The organism is Paraburkholderia caledonica (genome assembly GCF_000383275.1).
Classification (GTDB): domain Bacteria; phylum Pseudomonadota; class Gammaproteobacteria; order Burkholderiales; family Burkholderiaceae; genus Paraburkholderia; species Paraburkholderia caledonica.
Genome location: NZ_KB911041.1, coordinates 97,088 through 113,691 on the forward strand (window position 1 = coordinate 97,088; position 16,604 = coordinate 113,691).

Annotated in this window: 15 protein-coding genes and 1 tRNA gene; 7 read left to right on the plus strand and 9 right to left on the minus strand. The window is 62.8% G+C overall.

Annotated features, from left to right (window positions below; all coding sequences use genetic code 11):
* The first annotated feature begins 6 nt into the window (after positions 1-6).
* Both H281_RS0122555 and H281_RS0122560 read left to right on the plus strand, forming a co-directional pair.
* Positions 7-987: a sensor domain-containing diguanylate cyclase gene (locus H281_RS0122555; protein WP_020069411.1), complete on the plus strand. Its 981-nt coding sequence runs from the start codon at positions 7-9 to the stop codon at positions 985-987.
* 88 nt (positions 988-1,075) lie between these two features.
* Positions 1,076-1,588 (plus strand): GNAT family N-acetyltransferase, encoded by a 513-nt coding sequence (locus tag H281_RS0122560; protein ID WP_020069412.1) that lies wholly within the window; start codon positions 1,076-1,078, stop codon positions 1,586-1,588.
* 77 nt (positions 1,589-1,665) lie between these two features.
* On the opposite strand, the gene H281_RS0122565 is transcribed toward H281_RS0122560, so the two are convergent.
* The 3 genes from H281_RS0122565 to H281_RS0122575 are packed head-to-tail and all read right to left on the minus strand — an operon-like array spanning position 1,666 to position 3,767.
* Positions 1,666-2,562, minus strand: a complete 897-nt coding sequence (locus H281_RS0122565) for a cytochrome c oxidase assembly protein (protein ID WP_020069413.1) — start codon at positions 2,560-2,562, stop codon at positions 1,666-1,668.
* An 18-nt stretch (positions 2,563-2,580) separates the two neighbouring features.
* Positions 2,581-3,054, minus strand: a complete 474-nt coding sequence (locus H281_RS0122570) for a copper chaperone PCu(A)C (protein ID WP_027804857.1) — start codon at positions 3,052-3,054, stop codon at positions 2,581-2,583.
* 8 nt (positions 3,055-3,062) lie between these two features.
* The gene (locus tag H281_RS0122575; RefSeq protein WP_408735243.1) at positions 3,063-3,767 is read right to left on the minus strand and encodes an SCO family protein; all 705 of its coding nucleotides are present in this window, start codon (positions 3,765-3,767) and stop codon (positions 3,063-3,065) included.
* A gap of 360 nt (positions 3,768-4,127) precedes the next feature.
* Here H281_RS0122575 and otsB point away from each other — a divergent pair, with 360 nt between their 5' ends.
* On the plus strand, positions 4,128-4,877 hold the full coding sequence (gene otsB / locus H281_RS0122580) for a trehalose-phosphatase (RefSeq protein WP_020069416.1): 750 nt from the start codon (positions 4,128-4,130) through the stop codon (positions 4,875-4,877).
* 82 nt (positions 4,878-4,959) lie between these two features.
* A complete protein-coding gene (otsA, locus tag H281_RS0122585; protein WP_020069417.1) occupies positions 4,960-6,420 on the plus strand; it encodes an alpha,alpha-trehalose-phosphate synthase (UDP-forming) in 1,461 nt (486 codons plus the stop codon).
* A 98-nt stretch (positions 6,421-6,518) separates the two neighbouring features.
* On the opposite strand, the gene H281_RS0122590 is transcribed toward otsA, so the two are convergent.
* The gene (locus tag H281_RS0122590; protein WP_027804859.1) at positions 6,519-8,390 is read right to left on the minus strand and encodes an ABC transporter ATP-binding protein; all 1,872 of its coding nucleotides are present in this window, start codon (positions 8,388-8,390) and stop codon (positions 6,519-6,521) included.
* A gap of 671 nt (positions 8,391-9,061) precedes the next feature.
* Between H281_RS0122590 and H281_RS0122595 the strand changes: the two genes are divergently transcribed.
* The 3 genes from H281_RS0122595 (at position 9,062) to H281_RS0122605 (ending at position 11,852) form a co-directional block, all read left to right on the plus strand.
* On the plus strand, positions 9,062-10,126 hold the full coding sequence (locus tag H281_RS0122595) for a glycosyltransferase family 4 protein (protein WP_020069419.1): 1,065 nt from the start codon (positions 9,062-9,064) through the stop codon (positions 10,124-10,126).
* Between the two features lie 255 nt (positions 10,127-10,381).
* Positions 10,382-11,236 carry a hypothetical protein gene (locus H281_RS0122600; protein WP_020069420.1) on the plus strand — a complete coding sequence of 285 codons (855 nt, stop codon included), beginning with the start codon at positions 10,382-10,384 and terminating at the stop codon, positions 11,234-11,236.
* Positions 11,237-11,387: 151 nt separating this feature from the next.
* The gene (locus tag H281_RS0122605) at positions 11,388-11,852 is read left to right on the plus strand and encodes a DUF2214 family protein (RefSeq protein WP_020069421.1); all 465 of its coding nucleotides are present in this window, start codon (positions 11,388-11,390) and stop codon (positions 11,850-11,852) included.
* 73 nt (positions 11,853-11,925) lie between these two features.
* Here H281_RS0122605 and H281_RS0122610 read toward each other — a convergent pair whose 3' ends face one another.
* From H281_RS0122610 to H281_RS0122635, 5 genes are all read right to left on the minus strand, one after another.
* A complete protein-coding gene (locus H281_RS0122610) occupies positions 11,926-13,803 on the minus strand; it encodes an ABC transporter ATP-binding protein (protein ID WP_020069422.1) in 1,878 nt (625 codons plus the stop codon).
* Positions 13,804-14,307: 504 nt separating this feature from the next.
* A tRNA-Val gene (locus tag H281_RS0122620) sits at positions 14,308-14,382 on the minus strand.
* Between the two features lie 48 nt (positions 14,383-14,430).
* Entirely contained in the window at positions 14,431-15,165 is a 735-nt protein-coding gene (gene dnaQ, locus H281_RS0122625; protein ID WP_020069424.1) for a DNA polymerase III subunit epsilon, read from the minus strand.
* A gap of 79 nt (positions 15,166-15,244) precedes the next feature.
* The gene (gene rnhA, locus H281_RS0122630; RefSeq protein ID WP_006051973.1) at positions 15,245-15,691 is read right to left on the minus strand and encodes a ribonuclease HI; all 447 of its coding nucleotides are present in this window, start codon (positions 15,689-15,691) and stop codon (positions 15,245-15,247) included.
* Entirely contained in the window at positions 15,688-16,593 is a 906-nt protein-coding gene (locus tag H281_RS0122635) for a class I SAM-dependent methyltransferase (protein ID WP_020069425.1), read from the minus strand. Before H281_RS0122635 ends, rnhA begins: the two co-directional genes overlap by 4 nt.
* Positions 16,594-16,604: the final 11 nt, after the last annotated feature.

Consider the following 16,604-nt stretch of genomic DNA (forward strand, 5'->3'; position numbering starts at 1 on the left):
CACCCCATGCATCTGCCACCCATTCCCGGCAATGAAAGCACGCGTCTGGAGACGTTACGCGCGCTGAATATTCTCGATACTTCGCCCGAAGAGCGTTTCGACCGCCTGACGCGACTCGCGAAGCGTCTGTTCGGTGTGCCGATCGCGCTGGTTAGCCTCGTGGATGCAGACCGGCAATGGTTCAAGTCGTGCGTGGGCCTGTCGGCGAGCGAGACGTCGCGCGACGTCTCGTTCTGCGCGCATGCAATCGTGTCGGACGAGATACTCACGGTGCCCGACACGCTGGCCGACGACCGCTTCCACGACAATCCGCTCGTGACCGAATCGCCCAATATCCGCTTCTATGCCGGCTGTCCGCTGACGGTGCCCAACGGCAGCAAGCTGGGCACGTTGTGTCTGATCGACGTCAAGCCGCGCGAACTCGACGATGAAGAGCGCGAACTGCTGCGCGATCTCGCGCGCATGGCCGAACAGGAACTGGCGGCCGTGCAGCTCGCCACGCTGGACGACCTCACGCTGCTGTCCAACCGGCGTGGATTCTCCGCGCTCGCCCAGCATGCGCTCAATGTCTGCAAGCGCCTGAACAAGCCGGCGTCGCTGCTGTTTTTCGACCTCAACGATTTCAAGCAAATCAACGACACGTTCGGTCACGCCGAGGGCGATCGTGCGCTGAAGACTTTTGCCGACATACTGCGCACCGCGCTGCGCGAAAGCGACGTGATCGGGCGGCTCGGCGGCGACGAGTTCGTCGCGTTGCTCAGCGACGCGGACGAAGCCGCCACGCGCGAAGTGACGGAGCGTCTTACGCACTTGCTCGACGAGCGCAATGCGCAGGATCAGCGCGGCTATCGGATTCGCTTTAGCGTTGGGCAGATCCAGTACGACGCCGGGCGGCACGGTTCCATCGCCGAATTGCTCACCGCAGCCGACGCCGCGATGTATAGCCACAAGCAGGCGTCGAAAGTGCGCGCCGCGCGAGGCGCGTAAGCAATTGATTATTCCGGTGCCGCGACGCGCGGCATCATTGTGCATTCGCCGCCGTCGGTGACGGCGCGCTTCATTCCAAAAGCCTGTCATGACCGAACCGCAACACACCGCTGCCGCGAGGCTCGCGCAACTCGAATGGCGCTGGAAGGCGTTCGATGAACTCACGAGCGCCGAGGTCTACGCGATGCTCGCCGCGCGCAGCGCTGTCTTCGTGATCGAGCAGAACTGCCTGTATGGCGATATCGACGGTCTCGATCTCGACGCATGGCATCTGCTCGCGTTCGGCGCAACGGACGATGCAACCACGGGCGCCGCGCGACCGCCGCTCGCTGGCTATCTGCGCGTGCTCCTACCCGACGCCGACGACGGCGATATTCGAATCGGCCGGGTACTGACTACGGCGGAATTCCGCGGCATCGGTCTCGGCAATGCGATGCTCGACCGCGCGATAGCGCATATCCGCACGCAGTGGCCTGGCACGCCGATCCGCTTGCACGCGCAGGCACATCTGCAAGGCTTCTACGGCGCTTTTGGGTTTGCGCCAGTGTCCGAGATTCACGAAGAGGACGGCATTCCCCACGTGTGGATGCGTTCGGCGTGAGCGTGCATCGGCGTGCGGGGGTGATCCGGCGCACCTGCCCGAGGCGGGCGCGGCGTTAGCGGGGTATCGGCGAGACGTCAGCGGTGAGAGCCGACAGTCGATGAAGCCGTGTTCGCGACATCGGCTTGCGTGGGGTTTGCCGGCATCGCACGTCGTTCGCTGCGCACGCGTCCGCGTGCGGAGAGGCGCATCCAGTGACGCAACGCCACGAGCGCGCCGATCACGCTCATCATGGAACCTGGGATCCACAGAAGCAGGCCGCCGATCTGTTGATCGCGCATCGGGCTCAGCCAGGTGAATGCGCGCCCGCAGATCGAATAGATCGGATATAGCTCTCGCGGCGAAAAAAAGATGAACGCGCCGAGGATGATCTGCGGCGGAATCGCGGCGATCACAACCAGCACACGCTTGCCGGGCGACAGGCGCGCCGGCGGCGCGGGACGCGGGTCGAGCACGAGCCACCAGAACAGCAGGCCGTCGACCACCATGCTCCAGTTCATTACGCGATAAAGCCGCCAGTCGAGCATCGCGACAAAATGGACCGGCGACATCAGCCAGAAGTAAATCAGGCCGACGAACAATGTCACCGCGACGACCGGATGCATGACGACGTCGAGCAGCTTTCGTACGAACGGCAGCGCGAGCGCGGGCCGCACGAAGCGCTGCCGCCAGCGGAACGGAATGCCAGCGCGCAATGCCGCGCCCGGATACGACAGCGCGATAAAGAATGGCCCGAGATGATGCAGCACGAGGTGCTGCGCGCGATGCATGAAAAACTCGTGCTCGAAGAAATAATCGAGCCGCGTGTGCAACGCGACGTATAACGCCACCAGCCCGAACCAGAAGGAAACGCGGCGCGCAACCGACACCTTTGCCTTGCTCGCGCCGCGCACGAACAGGATTGCGGGCAGCAGCAGAGCGAGGACGACCGTCGGTGAAAATTCCCAGGGATCGAGCCAGTAGAGCAGGTTCATTGCCGCGGATTGCCGTGCTTACTTCGTCTGCGCGGGCGACTTCACCGCGAACGGTGTGTCGAGCGTTGCGCCGTCCGAAAACTTCAGCATCAGATGTACCGTGTCGCCCGGCGCGATCTTGTGCTTCGCGCCTTCGAGCATCACGTGATAGCCGCCCGGTGCGATTGCAACCTGCCCGTGCGCGGGAACCGTCAGCTTGTCGACCATCACCATTTTCTGCGACGAACCGTTCGAGACTGTCTGATGCAGCATCGCGTCGCCGTAGTCGGGGCTCGAAATATCGACGAGGTCCACGGGCTTGTCGCCTGAATTCACGAGCGTCACATAACCCGCTGCCGGCAGGTTGTTCGGCAGCCAGCGGACCCAGGCATTCTGTGCGGTGATCGGCTGCGCACCGGCGGCGTGGGCAGTCGCCGCGAAAACAAACGAAAGGGCAAAAGCGCCGGCGACGGCGGAGAGCGTACGCATTCTGGACGTTGGGATCTGTGTCATGGATTGAGTCAGGAGCGTTGATCGACGATGCGGCGCAAGTCCTGCGCGATCGCATCTGGAGTGTCGTGGTCGGTGGCGAGCAGGCGTGCGCGGCCTTGCGCGTCGAACACGTAGACGGCGGAACTATGAGTGACTTCGTAATTGCCGTTCGGGTCGCGCTTTTCCATCTGATACGCAACCCTGTAGCGCTTGGCGAGCGATTCGATCTGCCAGTCGCTGCCCGTCAGTCCTTCGGCATGCTTGGAATCGAACGCCCCGACGTAATCGTGCAGAGCTTGCGGCGTGTCGCGCGCCGGATCGACGGTGATGAACAGGATGCGCACCTTCTGCGCGTCGGGGCCGAGCTTTTCCAGCACCTGCATCAGCCGTCCCATGGTTTCGGGACAGACGTCCGGGCAATGCGTGTAGCCGAAATAGACGAGCGAGGCGCGCCCCTTGAACGAATCGCCGCTAACCGGACGCCCGTCGTCGCCTGTCAGCGTGAAGTCGAGGTCGGGCAAATGGCCCGCCACGTTCGTCAGATGCCATGGCTCCGCGTGACTTGTGCAGCCGGCAAGCGCGATCATGGCGAGGAGCGCGCCGGTCGTGATCGTCGAGCGAAACCGGCGCGCGCGGCTCTCCCGAGGCCGCGACCCCGGGTGCGCTTGCAAGCGTTGCAGTGAGATGTTCGGGAACAAAGCAGGTATCAATGACTCGATTGGAGAGCGGGGCATTGCGCACGCTTTCGCGTGCGCGCGCTCAAACTTGTGCCGGCGAGCGGTTCGCGATAGTGGACGAAAATCGTCGTAACGCCAAAGTCCCGTTTGGCTGCGACTGTATCGCAAAATGACGGAAGGCGTCGCTCATCGCCCACGGGCAGAGCGTTTGCGAGGCAATATGACGCACATGGCTGAAAGCCCGTTGAAGTCCGATCGTTTCCGTTTTGAACGCAATGCCAGCGAACGGGGCGCGACCTCGCTGCCGTGCTGCTCCATCCGGCTTGCGGCCCGGCTCTCTTTCTCGAAAAATTGATGGATGCGCGGTAAGATGCGCACACTTTTCCGGCTGCGAAAGGCCGAAAGGCAAAATACCCGATGCAACCACTTCCGGCTTTCCTGTCTCCTGGCGAGACCGCGTTTTTCTTCGATTTCGACGGCACGCTCGTCGAACTCGCGCCCACGCCGGACGGCGTTCAGGTGCAACCTCGCGTCATCGAGCTACTCGCCGAACTGCGGCGCTTGACCAATGGAGCGGTCGCTGTGGTGTCCGGGCGCGGCATCGACAGTATCGACGCTTTTCTCGGCATGCCCGATCTGCCGATTGCCGGTCTGCATGGCGCCGAGCGGCGCGATGCGAACGGCGACACGCAACGCATCGGCTTTCACGATGAACGCCTTCTGCGCATGGAGCAGGTTTTGGCCGAGGTGGTCAACGCCAACCCTGGCATGCTGCTCGAGATCAAGGGCGCCGCGCTCGCGCTGCACTACCGCAACGCGCCGGATCGCGAGCAGGCGGCGCGCGAGGCGACCGAGCGGCTGGTCGCGGATTATCCGAACTCGTACGTGTTGCAGCCGGGCAAGATGGTCTATGAAATCAAACCGAAGGACGTCGATAAAGGCCGCGCCATGCGCGCGTTCCTCGACGAGCCGCCGTTCGTCGGACGCAAGCCGGTTTTTGCCGGCGACGACCTGACTGACGAGAAGGGCTTCGCCGTCGTCAACGAGCGCAACGGACTGTCGATCAAGGTCGGCGCGGGCGAGACGATCGCGCAAACGCGCGTCGAATCCGTTTCCGCACTGCTCGACTGGCTCGAGACGGTCGTTGCGGCAGCGCGTGCAGGATGAGCGGCGCGGTGTGCGGCGCAGGACATTTACAACGCACACGACATAGTGCGACAACAAGGCATTACATCGGGGACAGCGTTTCATGAGCCGACTGATTATCGTTTCGAACCGGGTTGCGCCGATCTCGGAGGGCGGTCCGGCGGCGGGCGGTCTGGCGGTCGGCGTGTACGACGCGCTCAAGGAGACCGGCGGCATGTGGTTCGGCTGGAGCGGCGACGTGCTGAGCTCCGGCCAGCCGCAAATCAAGGTCGAAGAGCGCGGCCCGGTGACTTTTGCGACCATCGCTCTGATGCGCCGCGACTACGACCAGTACTATCGCGGCTTCTCGAACGCGACGCTGTGGCCGGCCTTTCACTACCGCGCCGACTTGCTGCAGTACGACCGGCATGACTTCGAGGGTTATTGCCGCGTGAACGCGTGGCTGGCGCAGCAACTCGTGCCGCTGCTACGTGAAGACGACGTAATCTGGGTCCACGACTATCACCTGATTCCTTTCGCCGAGGCGCTGCGCGCGGCGGGCGTGAAGAATCGCATCGGCTTTTTCCTGCACATTCCGTTTCCCGCTTCGCAGGTTCTGCTGGCTGTGCCGCCGCATCGCGAACTGGTACAGGCGTTGTGTTCGTTCGATCTGCTCGGTTTTCAGACTGCGCCTGACCTGCGCGCGTTTTGCGATTACATCGTCAACGAGGCGAACGGGACAGTCGACGCGTCGGCCGCCGGGCCGCTCGCAGTCCATGCGTTTGGCCGCACGTTGCGTGCAGCGGCTTACCCGATCGGCGTCTATCCGGACGAGATCGCCGAACTGGCCAAGGCGGGTGAGCGCGGCAAGCCGGTGCGCACGATGAAGGCTACGCTGCATTCGCGCAAGCTGATCATGAGCGTGGACCGTCTCGACTACTCGAAAGGGCTGGTCGAGCGTTTTCGCGCGTTCGAGCGTCTGCTGGAACACGCCACCGCGCAACGCAACAAGGTGTCGTTCCTCCAGATCGCGCCGCCGACACGCGCCGACATGCATGCCTATCAGGACATCCGTCTGCAGCTGGAAGGGGAGTCGGGCCGCATCAACGGACGTTTCGCGGAGCTGGACTGGACGCCGATCCTGTACATCCATAAGCAATATGAGCGCTCGGTGCTCGCCGCGCTCTTTCGTACGGCGCATGTTGGCTACGTCACGCCGCTGCGCGACGGCATGAATCTGGTCGCCAAAGAGTACGTGTCGGCGCAGGACCCGGAGAATCCGGGCGTGCTTGTGTTGTCACGTTTCGCGGGCGCGGCGCAGGAGCTGGACGGTGCGCTGATCGTCAATCCGGTGGATATCGACGGCATGGCCGATGCGCTTGCCAGAGCGCTCGACATGCCGCTCGCGGAGCGCCAGGCGCGTCATCGCGACATGATGGCGCAGTTGCGGGAGAACAATGTCTCGGTCTGGCGCGACAATTTTCTGCGTGACTTGCAGAGCGGCAGTGGTGCAACCCGCACCAGGAGCGGGCGGGCGCGTACCGCTTCGGGGAAGAAGACCGCGCGCGAGGTTCTCGCGGGCTAGCTGCGGTGAGCCGGTTCTGATCGGGAAAACGAAAAAAAGCCGCTTGATAAAGCGGCTTTTTTCTTTGACTAAACGCGTTTCTCTCGACGGCGCGCGGCTCAGATAACGTGCTGTTCGTCGACTTTTTTTCCGCCCACATGCAGCGTGGCGCCCTTGCCGTATTGCTTCGACAGCAGGTCGCGATACAGACCGGGACGCAGGCGCAACTCTTCGGGACTGCCGTCGTCGATCACCTTGCCGGCGCTCATCACGATAATGCGGTCGAAGTTATTGAGCGTCGACAGGCGGTGCGCAATGGCGATCACCGTGCGGCCTACCATCAGCCGGTCGAGCGCCTTCTGGATCGCTTCTTCGGATGCGCTGTCGAGCGCCGACGTGGCTTCGTCAAGCAGCAGGATCGGCGCGTTTTTCAGGATCGCGCGTGCAATGGCGATCCGCTGACGCTGTCCGCCTGACAGCTTCACGCCGCGGTCGCCGACGATCGTATCGAAGCCTTCCGGCATGGCTTCGATAAAGTCGGTGCAGCGGGCCTCGCGCGCCGCAGCCAGCACTTCTTCGCGGCTCGCTTCGGGGCGGCCATACGCAATGTTCTCGTACACCGTGCGATGGAACAGCGAAATGTCTTGCGGCACGAGCGCGATCGCATGGCGGAGGCTGTCCTGCGTGATCGTGTTGATGTCCTGACCGTCGATTTTGATCGAGCCGCCTTGCGTTTCGTAGAAGCGCTGCAGCAAGGCGAGCACGGTCGACTTGCCCGCGCCCGACTTGCCGATCAGCCCGACCCGCTGGCCCGGCTCGATATGCAGGTCGAAATGATCGAGGATCGGCCGGCGGCGCGGATAGGCGAACGTCACGCTTTCGAAGTCGACGCGGCCGCCCTGCGGCACGAGCTCGGTCGCGCCGTCGCGGTCGGGCATGCCATGCGGCTCGAGCAAGGTGCGCACGGCTTCCGCGAGACGGGCCACGTGCTGCGTGACGTCCACCAGCGCGACCGCGAGATCGCGCGTGCCGTGCAGAATAGTGAAGCCGAGCGAGCTGACGAGCACGATGTCGCCCGACGTCGCTTTACCTTGATCCCACAGCACGAGCGCCCAGCCCAGCAGGCCGGCCGACAGCAGCGCGGTAATCACGGCGTGCAGCAGACGCAGCTTTTCCAGGTAAAGCAGGCTTTGCTGACGCGCGTCCATCTCGGCCTTGACCGTCGCACCGAAGCGCTGCTGTTCGCGAAACGTCATGCCGAAGGCGCGCACGAGGCCCATGTTGCTGATGACGTCGACCAGTTCGCCGTCGACCGAGGCCGCCTTGGTCGCGAAATGGTGGTGGCGCGCCGAGCCGCGGCCGGCAAGCTTGTACAGCACGACCGACAGAATGGCCGAGCACAGCATCAGGCCGCCGGCCATCAGCGGGTTCACCGCGATGATCATGAAGATCGCGCCGAGCACGGCGATGCACGGCGGCAGCACGTTCCAGGCGGTGGTGTTCTCGGCGGTGTAGACCGCATTCGACGTCGCGGTGATCCGGCTGGCCAGCATGCCGGGCTGCTTCTCCGAATAGTAGGTCGGCGAGTGTCCGCTCAGATACTGGAACAGGTCGCGCCGCAAGTCGCCGGTCACGGCGACAAAAGTGTGGGCTGCAACCCAGCCGCCGACGCGCCACAGCAGATTGTCAGCGGCGATCAGCCCGACCAGGATCGCAAAAGCGCCCCACAGCGGCCCCGGATGATGCCGGCCAGCGCCGAGCACGTCGATGAGATGCTTGATCGCATATTGCGAAGCGAGCGCACAGCCCACGGCCGCTATCACGCTGCACAGCACGGTCGCGTGAGCGAGCGGGTGACGGCGGATAAAGCGGAAAAGGAACGCAAGGGGCCGATGCGCATAGCTCGCGAGCTTGGCGTTCTGGGCGTTGCGCTGGGCGATGGTCAAATGTTCCAATTGATCGTGAGGTTGATAAGGTTCGGGGGTGTGCATGCAAAGCGTGGGCCACGCGAAAAGATTCGCGGCGAAGCCAATGCTTCGCATTGTAAACATGCAAAAGCGATTGCGCCCTGTGTAACCGGGCTTTTGGCGCGATAGATGTCGCGATGGACGTCCGCGACCTACTTCTTGCTCGACTCACTGCAGCGGCAGTGGTTCACGCGGTCGGGGAATGTTTTCGAGATATAATTACAAATTGCATTCAGCCGGGACTTTGCATTCTCTTCAACGGGTACCGGCAAGATTGATGCGAGAACTTACAAGATCCCGCGGGCGAACCAGGGGCAGCCGCAGATGGCGGCCAGTCGCTACTGTAGAACTGTCTTGTAAAACAAGGGTTTGCAAAGTGTATCCCCTTTGTAACAACGTAAAGACTTTGAAATGTTGTGGTGCAGCGTGAAGCTCGGCATCGATAATGCATGCGCTCTGTGCCCCACGCGGAATTTTCTGACAGTTTGTCAACGTCCGTGTTGTTTGTGCGTTTACCGCACAGGCATGAACGGTGAGCACCGTTCGGGCTCTCTAACCCGAAGCGATCTATCGCAGGATTTCTCGAAAGAATAAGGCCCGCGCCGGCATGTCCAGCCCGGCTGACCTGGCGAGCAAGCGAGTCGCTTTTACCAAACGCAGTACTTTTGCCGGTTTTTTACGAGGAGTTCTTCATTATGCGAATCGCACAAATCGCTCCGTTGCACGAGGCGGTTCCTCCCAAGCTGTACGGTGGTACGGAACGTGTGGTGTCCTATCTGACCGAAGCGCTGGTCGAGCAGGGCCACGACGTCACGCTCTTTGCGAGCGGCGATTCGCAAACCTCGGCGAAGCTCGAAGCGTTCTGGCCGCAGGCGCTGCGCCTCGACCCCACCATTCGCGACGTGATGGCGCCGCACATGCTGCTGCTCGAGGAAGTGCGCCGCCGCGCGGACGAATTCGACGTGCTGCATTTCCACATCGACTATTACCCGTTTTCGCTGTTTGCACGCCAGCCCGTGCCGTTCGTGACCACGCTGCACGGCCGTCTCGACCTGCCGGAATTGCAGCCGATCTTCAACACGTTCAAGGACGTGCCGGTCGTGTCGATCTCGGACAACCAGCGCATTCCGCTGCCGCAGGCTCACTGGCTGCAAACCGTTTATCACGGCCTGCCGGAAAACCTGCTCACGCCGATCAAGGACGTGAAGCCGAGCTATCTGGCGTTCCTTGGCCGCATTTCGCCGGAAAAGCGTCTGGACCGTGCGATCCGCATCGCCGAACAGGTCGGCATGCCGATCAAGGTCGCGGCCAAGCTCGACAAGGCTGACCGCGCTTACTACGACGAAGTCATCAAGCCGCTCATGGCGCTGCCGCACGTCGAATATATCGGCGAAATCAGCGAAGCGGAGAAGACCGAGTTCCTCGGCAACGCGCACGCGCTGCTGTTCCCGATCGACTGGCCGGAGCCCTTCGGTCTCGTGATGATCGAGGCAATGGCTTGCGGTACGCCGGTGATCGCGTTCAATCGCGGTTCGGTGCCCGAAGTGATCGAAAACGGCGTGTCGGGCTTTGTCGTCGAAGACGAAATCAGCGCTGTCGCAGCGGTCAAGCGTCTGCATACGCTGCCGCGCGAAACGGTGCGCAAGGCGTTCGAAGCCCGCTTCTCGTCGAAGGTCATGGCGCAGAACTACGTCGCTACGTACGAAGAGCTGCTGCGTCGGAAGCACCGTACCGTGCTGCGTGAAGTCAACGCGAACTGATTGAGCCGGGCCGGGTAGCTCCGGTCCGAGAACGGGCTTGCTGGGAGGAGCGTCTTCTACGCGTCTCGTCAGCGCCCGGCAACGCCCCGCGCGCAAGCCGCTCGCGGGGCGTTGTTGCATCCACGCCGCGTTTTTCGCGTTCCGCGATGCAAAGTAAGCGGTTCAGGCACGCGGCGGCGAGCCGGGCTTCGTAATATCCCTATAATGGCCGTGCCGCGAAATTGGCTGCGGCGCCGCCGACGACAGGAGGATGCCTTGGCGAGAACGAAAGAGACGCGTGCGAATGCCGCGCCCGGCGCCGGAACGATTTTCGCGTTACGCGCTATCGGTCTCGTGCTTCTCGCCCGCTGGCTGTTTTCCATGTCGGAGATGGATCTGACCGCGTCGCTGTCGGCCATGGCGTCCTCGCCGTGGGCGTGCATCAACCTGGTCTTCCTGTTCCTGCTCATTTTTCTTCCTGGCGCACGCGCGGTCGCAGAGCGTCCTTTTCATCCGCTGCCGCAATGGCTGCGGCAAGCGCTGCGGCTCTTCGCATTCCTGGGATTTCTGTTCGCGATGTGGTCGGTCAGCGCCTTTGCGGTAAGCGCCGGCTGGCGCCGTGCCGCGCAAGCCGTGGCGGCGACCAACGGCTGGCTGTTGGCGGCGCCCGCGCTGTACGCGGCCGTTCTGTGGATCTGCCGTCCGCGCGCGCTGTGGCGCACCAACATTGCTGCGCGCCGTTTTGCGATCGGCCGCTACGCCGTCTCGCTCGATCCGCTTACGCGCACAGTCAGCGTATGGGCCGAGCGTCGCAAGGTGGGGCAGTACGACGCGCGCGAACTCTCCGTGCGCTGGGCGGACGTGGCAGGCACGCGCTCTGCGACGGCGCCCACGCCGGTCATCGCGCTCCACGTCGCCGGTGACACTGGCGCCGGCGTTGCGTCGTCAGGCCCGAGCGGCGCTCCGTCGCTTGCTCGAGCCGCGTTTGGCCGGCGTCCGAAAATCGAGTTGCTGTGGGATTCGCCCGCGGCGGCCGGTCACAACCGGCAAACCGTATTTCGCGCGGCCCTGACGACCGAAGGGGATCGCGTCGCCGCACGCGCGCTCGACAGCACGTTGCGGCAAGTCTGAGGCAGAGGTTTTGTGCAGTCGGTCACATGCAGCGACGGTTGCGCGCGTTGTAAAGTAAGCCGTGGTCGATAATGAAACAACGATGCCGCCCGTACTGACGGCGGGCGAGTGAAACAACAATCGATGTGCCGTGTCGTTTGCAGGAGTCGCTATGCTGGTTCGCTGGTTGCTTGCCGCTCTTCATCTGCTCGCCTATGGCTTCGCACTTGCGTCGATTCTGCGGCGCACGTGGGCGCTGCGCCGTGCCGCGGTGCCAGCCGCGCTCCGCTCGGTATTCCGGGCCGATACACGCTGGGGCCTCTCCGCACTCGTGTTGATCGTCACCGGCTTGATGCGCGTTTTCGGCACGTATGAGAAGGGCGCCGATTACTATCTCCACGAGCCGCTCTTTCACGTCAAGATGACGCTGCTCGTGATAATCCTCGTGCTGGAAGTTCCGTCGATGCTGGCGTTAATGCGCTGGCGGGCATCGATACGAAAAGGCGCTGCGCCGGAGCTGCAAAACGCGCGTCGCTATGCGCATTTGAGCGTGATTCAGACTGTGTTGCTCGTGTTGATGGTCTTTGCGGCAACCGGCATGGCCCGCGGCATCGGTTTGCCCTCGGGCGCGGTGTAACGATAGCGGCGCGCCGGCGGAATATGCCTTGTACGAAGACATATTCCGCAAGACACGCCGCATCTTTCCCTCTTCAGTCATTGACCAGCAGGCTTGAATCGTCCACGGCGTGGCTGCGCGCGCGGGGCCGTTCGTGCGATGCCGGCGCTTCATTCAAGCCCTTGATCAGTTCCAGCGCCTGACGCTCGAACAGACGCCGGTAGAGTCCGTTCTCGAGTCGGATCAGCGTCTCGTGGCTGCCTTCTTCGATTACCTTGCCCTTGTCGAGCACGAGCAAGCGGTCGAGCGCGCGCACAGTCGAAAGGCGGTGCGCCACGACGAGCGTCGTGCGGCCTTGCATCAGCCGCTCCATCGCCTGCTGGATCAGCACTTCGCTTTCGCTGTCGAGGCTCGACGTGGCTTCGTCCAGAATCAGGATGGGTGCATCCGCCAGAAACGCCCGCGCGATCGCCACGCGTTGGCGCTCGCCTCCCGAAAGCTTGATGCCGCGCTCGCCGACCAGCGTGTCGTAAGCATTGGGCAGCGCGCTGATGAAGTCGTGCGCGTTCGCGAGTTGCGCAGCGTGTTCGATCTCGGCGCGGCTCGCGCCCGGACGTGCATACGCGATGTTTTCCGCGAGCGTACGGTGAAACAGCACCGGCTCCTGTTGCACGATGGCGATCTGACTGCGCAACGACGTCTGCCTGACTTGCGCGATGTCCTGACCGTCGATCGTGATGCGGCCTTCTGACACGTCGTAAAGACGCTGAATCAACTTGATGAAGGTGGTCTTTCCCGAACCCGAATGGCCGACCAGCCCGACGCGTTCTCCGGGCGCAATGCGCACGGAGAAGTCGCGATAAAGCGGCGTGGCGTCCGCGCCATAATGAAACGTCACGTGCTCGAAGCGGATCTCGCCTTTGCCGATGACGATCGGACCGGCGGCCGGGCGATCTTCGATGCCGAGCGGCTGACGCTCCAGCGAGACGAGTTCTTCCATGTCGTTGACCGAGCGTTGCAAGTTGCGGATGTGCATGCCGACCTCGCGCAGGTAGCCTTGCAGCATGAAGAACATCGTCAAAGCGAAAGTGATGTCGCCGACGCTCGCCTCGCCGCGCAACCACAGTAGCAGCGCGGCGCCGAGAATCGCGGTCTGAATCGCCACCAGCATCGCGCCTTGCACGCCGCCGTTGATCGTGCCGCGAATCCACGTGCGGCGCGTGCGGTTGCGCCACTTGCCGATCACACGCGCAAGTAGCAACTCCTCGCGCTCTTCGGCGCCGAAAGCCTTGACCACACCGTTGCAACTGACCGCGTCCGCGAGCGCGCCGCCCATGCGCGTGTCCCACGCGTTGGCGAGGCGTGCGGCCGGCGCCACGAAGCCGAGCGACAGCGCGACAGTCACCGCGATATAAAGCACCGAGCCGACGCCGACCACCGCGCCCATCATCGGCCAACGCCAGCCGAGCAGCAGCGTCGCGCCCACCAGCATGATCAGCGACGGAAACAGCGCGATCAGCAGCGTGTCGTTGAGCAGATCGAGCGCCCACATACCGCGCGTGATCTTGCGCACCGTGGAGCCGGCAAAGCTGTTGGCATGCCAGTCGGTTGAAAAGCGTTGCACGCGATGGAATGCGTTGGCGGCGATCTCACTCATCATCTTCAACGTCAGCTTGATGATGTTGAAGTACATGGCCTGCCGAAGCAAAGTCGCGCCCAGTCCCAGCGCGGCCAGAACGCAGAAGGCCGTGATGGCTGCATGCCACGCGCTCGCACGTGCGGCCGGGCCGGATGCGATGGCGTCGACGAGATGGCCGGCGAACATCGGCGTGAGCACGTCCGCCACGGCGGAGAGCATGACAAGCGCAGAAATGACGACAATGCGCCACGGCTGTTGAGCCCAGTGCCGGAAGGTGAAGCCGAGGACATCCTTGAACGCTTGCCCGCGAAAGTCGAGTTTTTTTCTGGTCATTTGCGACAACCCGTTCGCGCATGGCGCACCGGGGTTCCAGTCAGAAGCGAGGTGGATAGACAGTCGAAGCGCGCCGCTTAAGGGCAATGAAACTGCTGGCAATAAGCCTGCGGACTCGGCTGCGAACTATCTGGGATTGCGCAGAGCGCCTTTTCAGGCCGACTTGCGCGGTTGACGAGTCAACGTCGTGGGACCATGTCAGGGATGGCCATATGCACTGCGAACATGTGACGCCTCCCTGTAGTCAATGAGGTGGAGAGAGTAGACGGGGCAAATGCCCGAAAGCCGACTATATCAGCACTGTTTTGCCGCCGCAATCGACGACGTTTCGTTGTTGACTCGCACGCACACCGTGGTGCCGACGACAGATATCGACATGCAAGCAGCGAGAAATACAATGACGAGGCAAACCGGACGTGACGAAACGGAAAACACAAAACGGAAAAGGGCTTACGCATTGCTGCGTAAGCCCTTTTTTCTTCGGTGATCGACACACCAAAATTCTGGTGGGTAGTACTGGGATCGAACCAGTGACCCCTGCCGTGTGAAGGCAGTGCTCTACCGCTGAGCTAACCACCCGAAGAGAGCAAGATTATGCCGGGGATTTGAGAGCTCGTCCAGCACTTTTTAAGCAGCTTGCTCATCCGACACGGGCACGGGTTCGAGGCGCCACACGCTCGTGCCTTTGATTGCTTTGTCGAGGCCATCCAGAACCGCCTGGTGTGCGGCGAGTTCTTCGTCGCTCGCGGCAATCACGACGAGGTCCAGCGAGTCGATGGCCACGCGCGGCGCATGCGCTTCGCCGCTGCCGTGCGATTCGCCAAGCATGTCGATGACAAGGCTTTCCTGGCCGCGTGTCATCGCCAGATAGACTTCGGCGAGCAGTTCCGAGTCGAGCAGCGCGCCGTGCAGCGTGCGATGCGCATTGCTGATGCCGAAGCGGTCGCACAAAGCGTCGAGTGAATTGCGCTTGCCGGGGAACATCTGCTTCGCACGCGCGAGCGTGTCGATGATCTCGCCGCAATAGGTGCTGACGGGCGGTAGGCCGAGCAACGCGAACTCGGCGTCGAGGAACCCGATGTCGAACGGCGCGTTGTGAATGATCAGGTCCGCGTCCTGAATGAAGTCACGAAACTGGTCGGCGATCTCGGCGAACTTCGGCTTGTCGCTCAGGAACTCGGTGGTCAGCCCGTGGACGGCCAATGCGCCGGGATCACTGTCGCGCTCGGGGTTGATATAGAAGTGCAGATTGTTGCCGGTGAGGCGCCGGTTCACCAGTTCGACGCAACCCAGTTCGAGGATGCGGTCGCCGGTTCGGGCGTTCAGGCCGGTTGTTTCAGTATCGAGGATAAGTTGACGCATGTTGAGTTAGCTTTGCCTCAGAAATTGCAGCCGCAAATTAGCGGGGAGAAAGGTGGTCGCGCGGCCTGGCGGCCGACGGTCACAATTCCGCGAGCGACGCGACGCCACGATTCGCAAGCTGGTCCGCGCGTTCGTTTTCGGGGTGCCCGTTATGTCCGCGCACCCAGCGCCATTCGATCTCATGTTGCGCGACGAGCGCGTCGAGCCGCTTCCACAAATCGGCGTTTTTCACCGGTTGCTTTGCGGCGGTGACCCAGCCTTTCTTTTTCCAGCCGTGAATCCACTCGCTGATGCCTTTCTGCACGTACTGCGAGTCGGTGTGCACAACGGCTTTGCACGGACGCTTCAGCGCCTCGAGCGCGGAGATCACGCCCATCAGTTCCATGCGATTGTTGGTGGTATTCGCTTCGCCGCCGAACAGCTCTTTTTCCTGATCGCCGAAGCGCAGCAGCGCGCCCCAGCCGCCCGGGCCGGGGTTGCCCTTGCAGGCGCCGTCGGTATAAATGTCGATGATGTTTGCTGTCATTGAGTATGGTTGCGTGTGTTCGGTGTAGCGGCGGGCGCGAGGCCCGCGGCGAGGACGGGCTTTTTCACCTTGAGTGGTCCGACGAGGCGCATGCCGCGCACGCGCTTGATCGCCTTGATCATGTAGGTCGCGCCGAAGATCGGCCACCAGCGGTCTCCGGCGGCTTCCATGAAGCCGTAGCGGGAGAGCCACTGATCGCTGTCGAGCGGCGGACGATAGCAGCCGAAGCGCCCGCGTTCAAGGTCGAAGCCGAGCAGCTTGATCCAGTCTTTCAGACGCGTGAAGGCGATCAGATCGACAGCGGCGGGCACGAACGGCCGGCCCGTCATCTTGCCGACCGATTGCCGCGCGCCCCAGAGCGAAAGCGAGTTGAAGCCGAGAATGATCAACTGGCCTTCGGGCATCAGCACGCGCTCGGCTTCGCGCAGCAGGCGGTGCGGATCGCTCGTGAATTCGAGCGTGTGCGGCATCACGATCAGATCGACGCTCTGGGCTTCGAACGGCAAATCGAGCAGATCGCACCAGACCGCGCTGCGTCCGGCGGGCGAGGGCAGCGGTGCCGGCGCTGGTCCGCCGCGCATGGGGCCGTTGCCCGGGGCGCTTCTCAATCCGTCTCTCAAACCGTCTCTCAAGCCGTCCATCGAGCCATTCCCGGCAAGTGCCTGAGCGCGCGGGAAACTATAAGGTGCACTCGCACCGCTCGCGGCATCGAGCACGAGCCCGCGGCAAGGCATGCGGTTTTCGCGCAACGCGTCGAGCTGCGGCAGGCCGAGTTGCAGCGCGTGGTAGCCGAAAACGTCCGACACCACACGGTCGAGCTGCGTCTGTTCCCATTCCAGCACGTAGCGGCCGGGCGGCGAATCCGTCCAGGCGGGCCAGTCTATAATCGCTCGGTCAGTCATATCAAAGAATG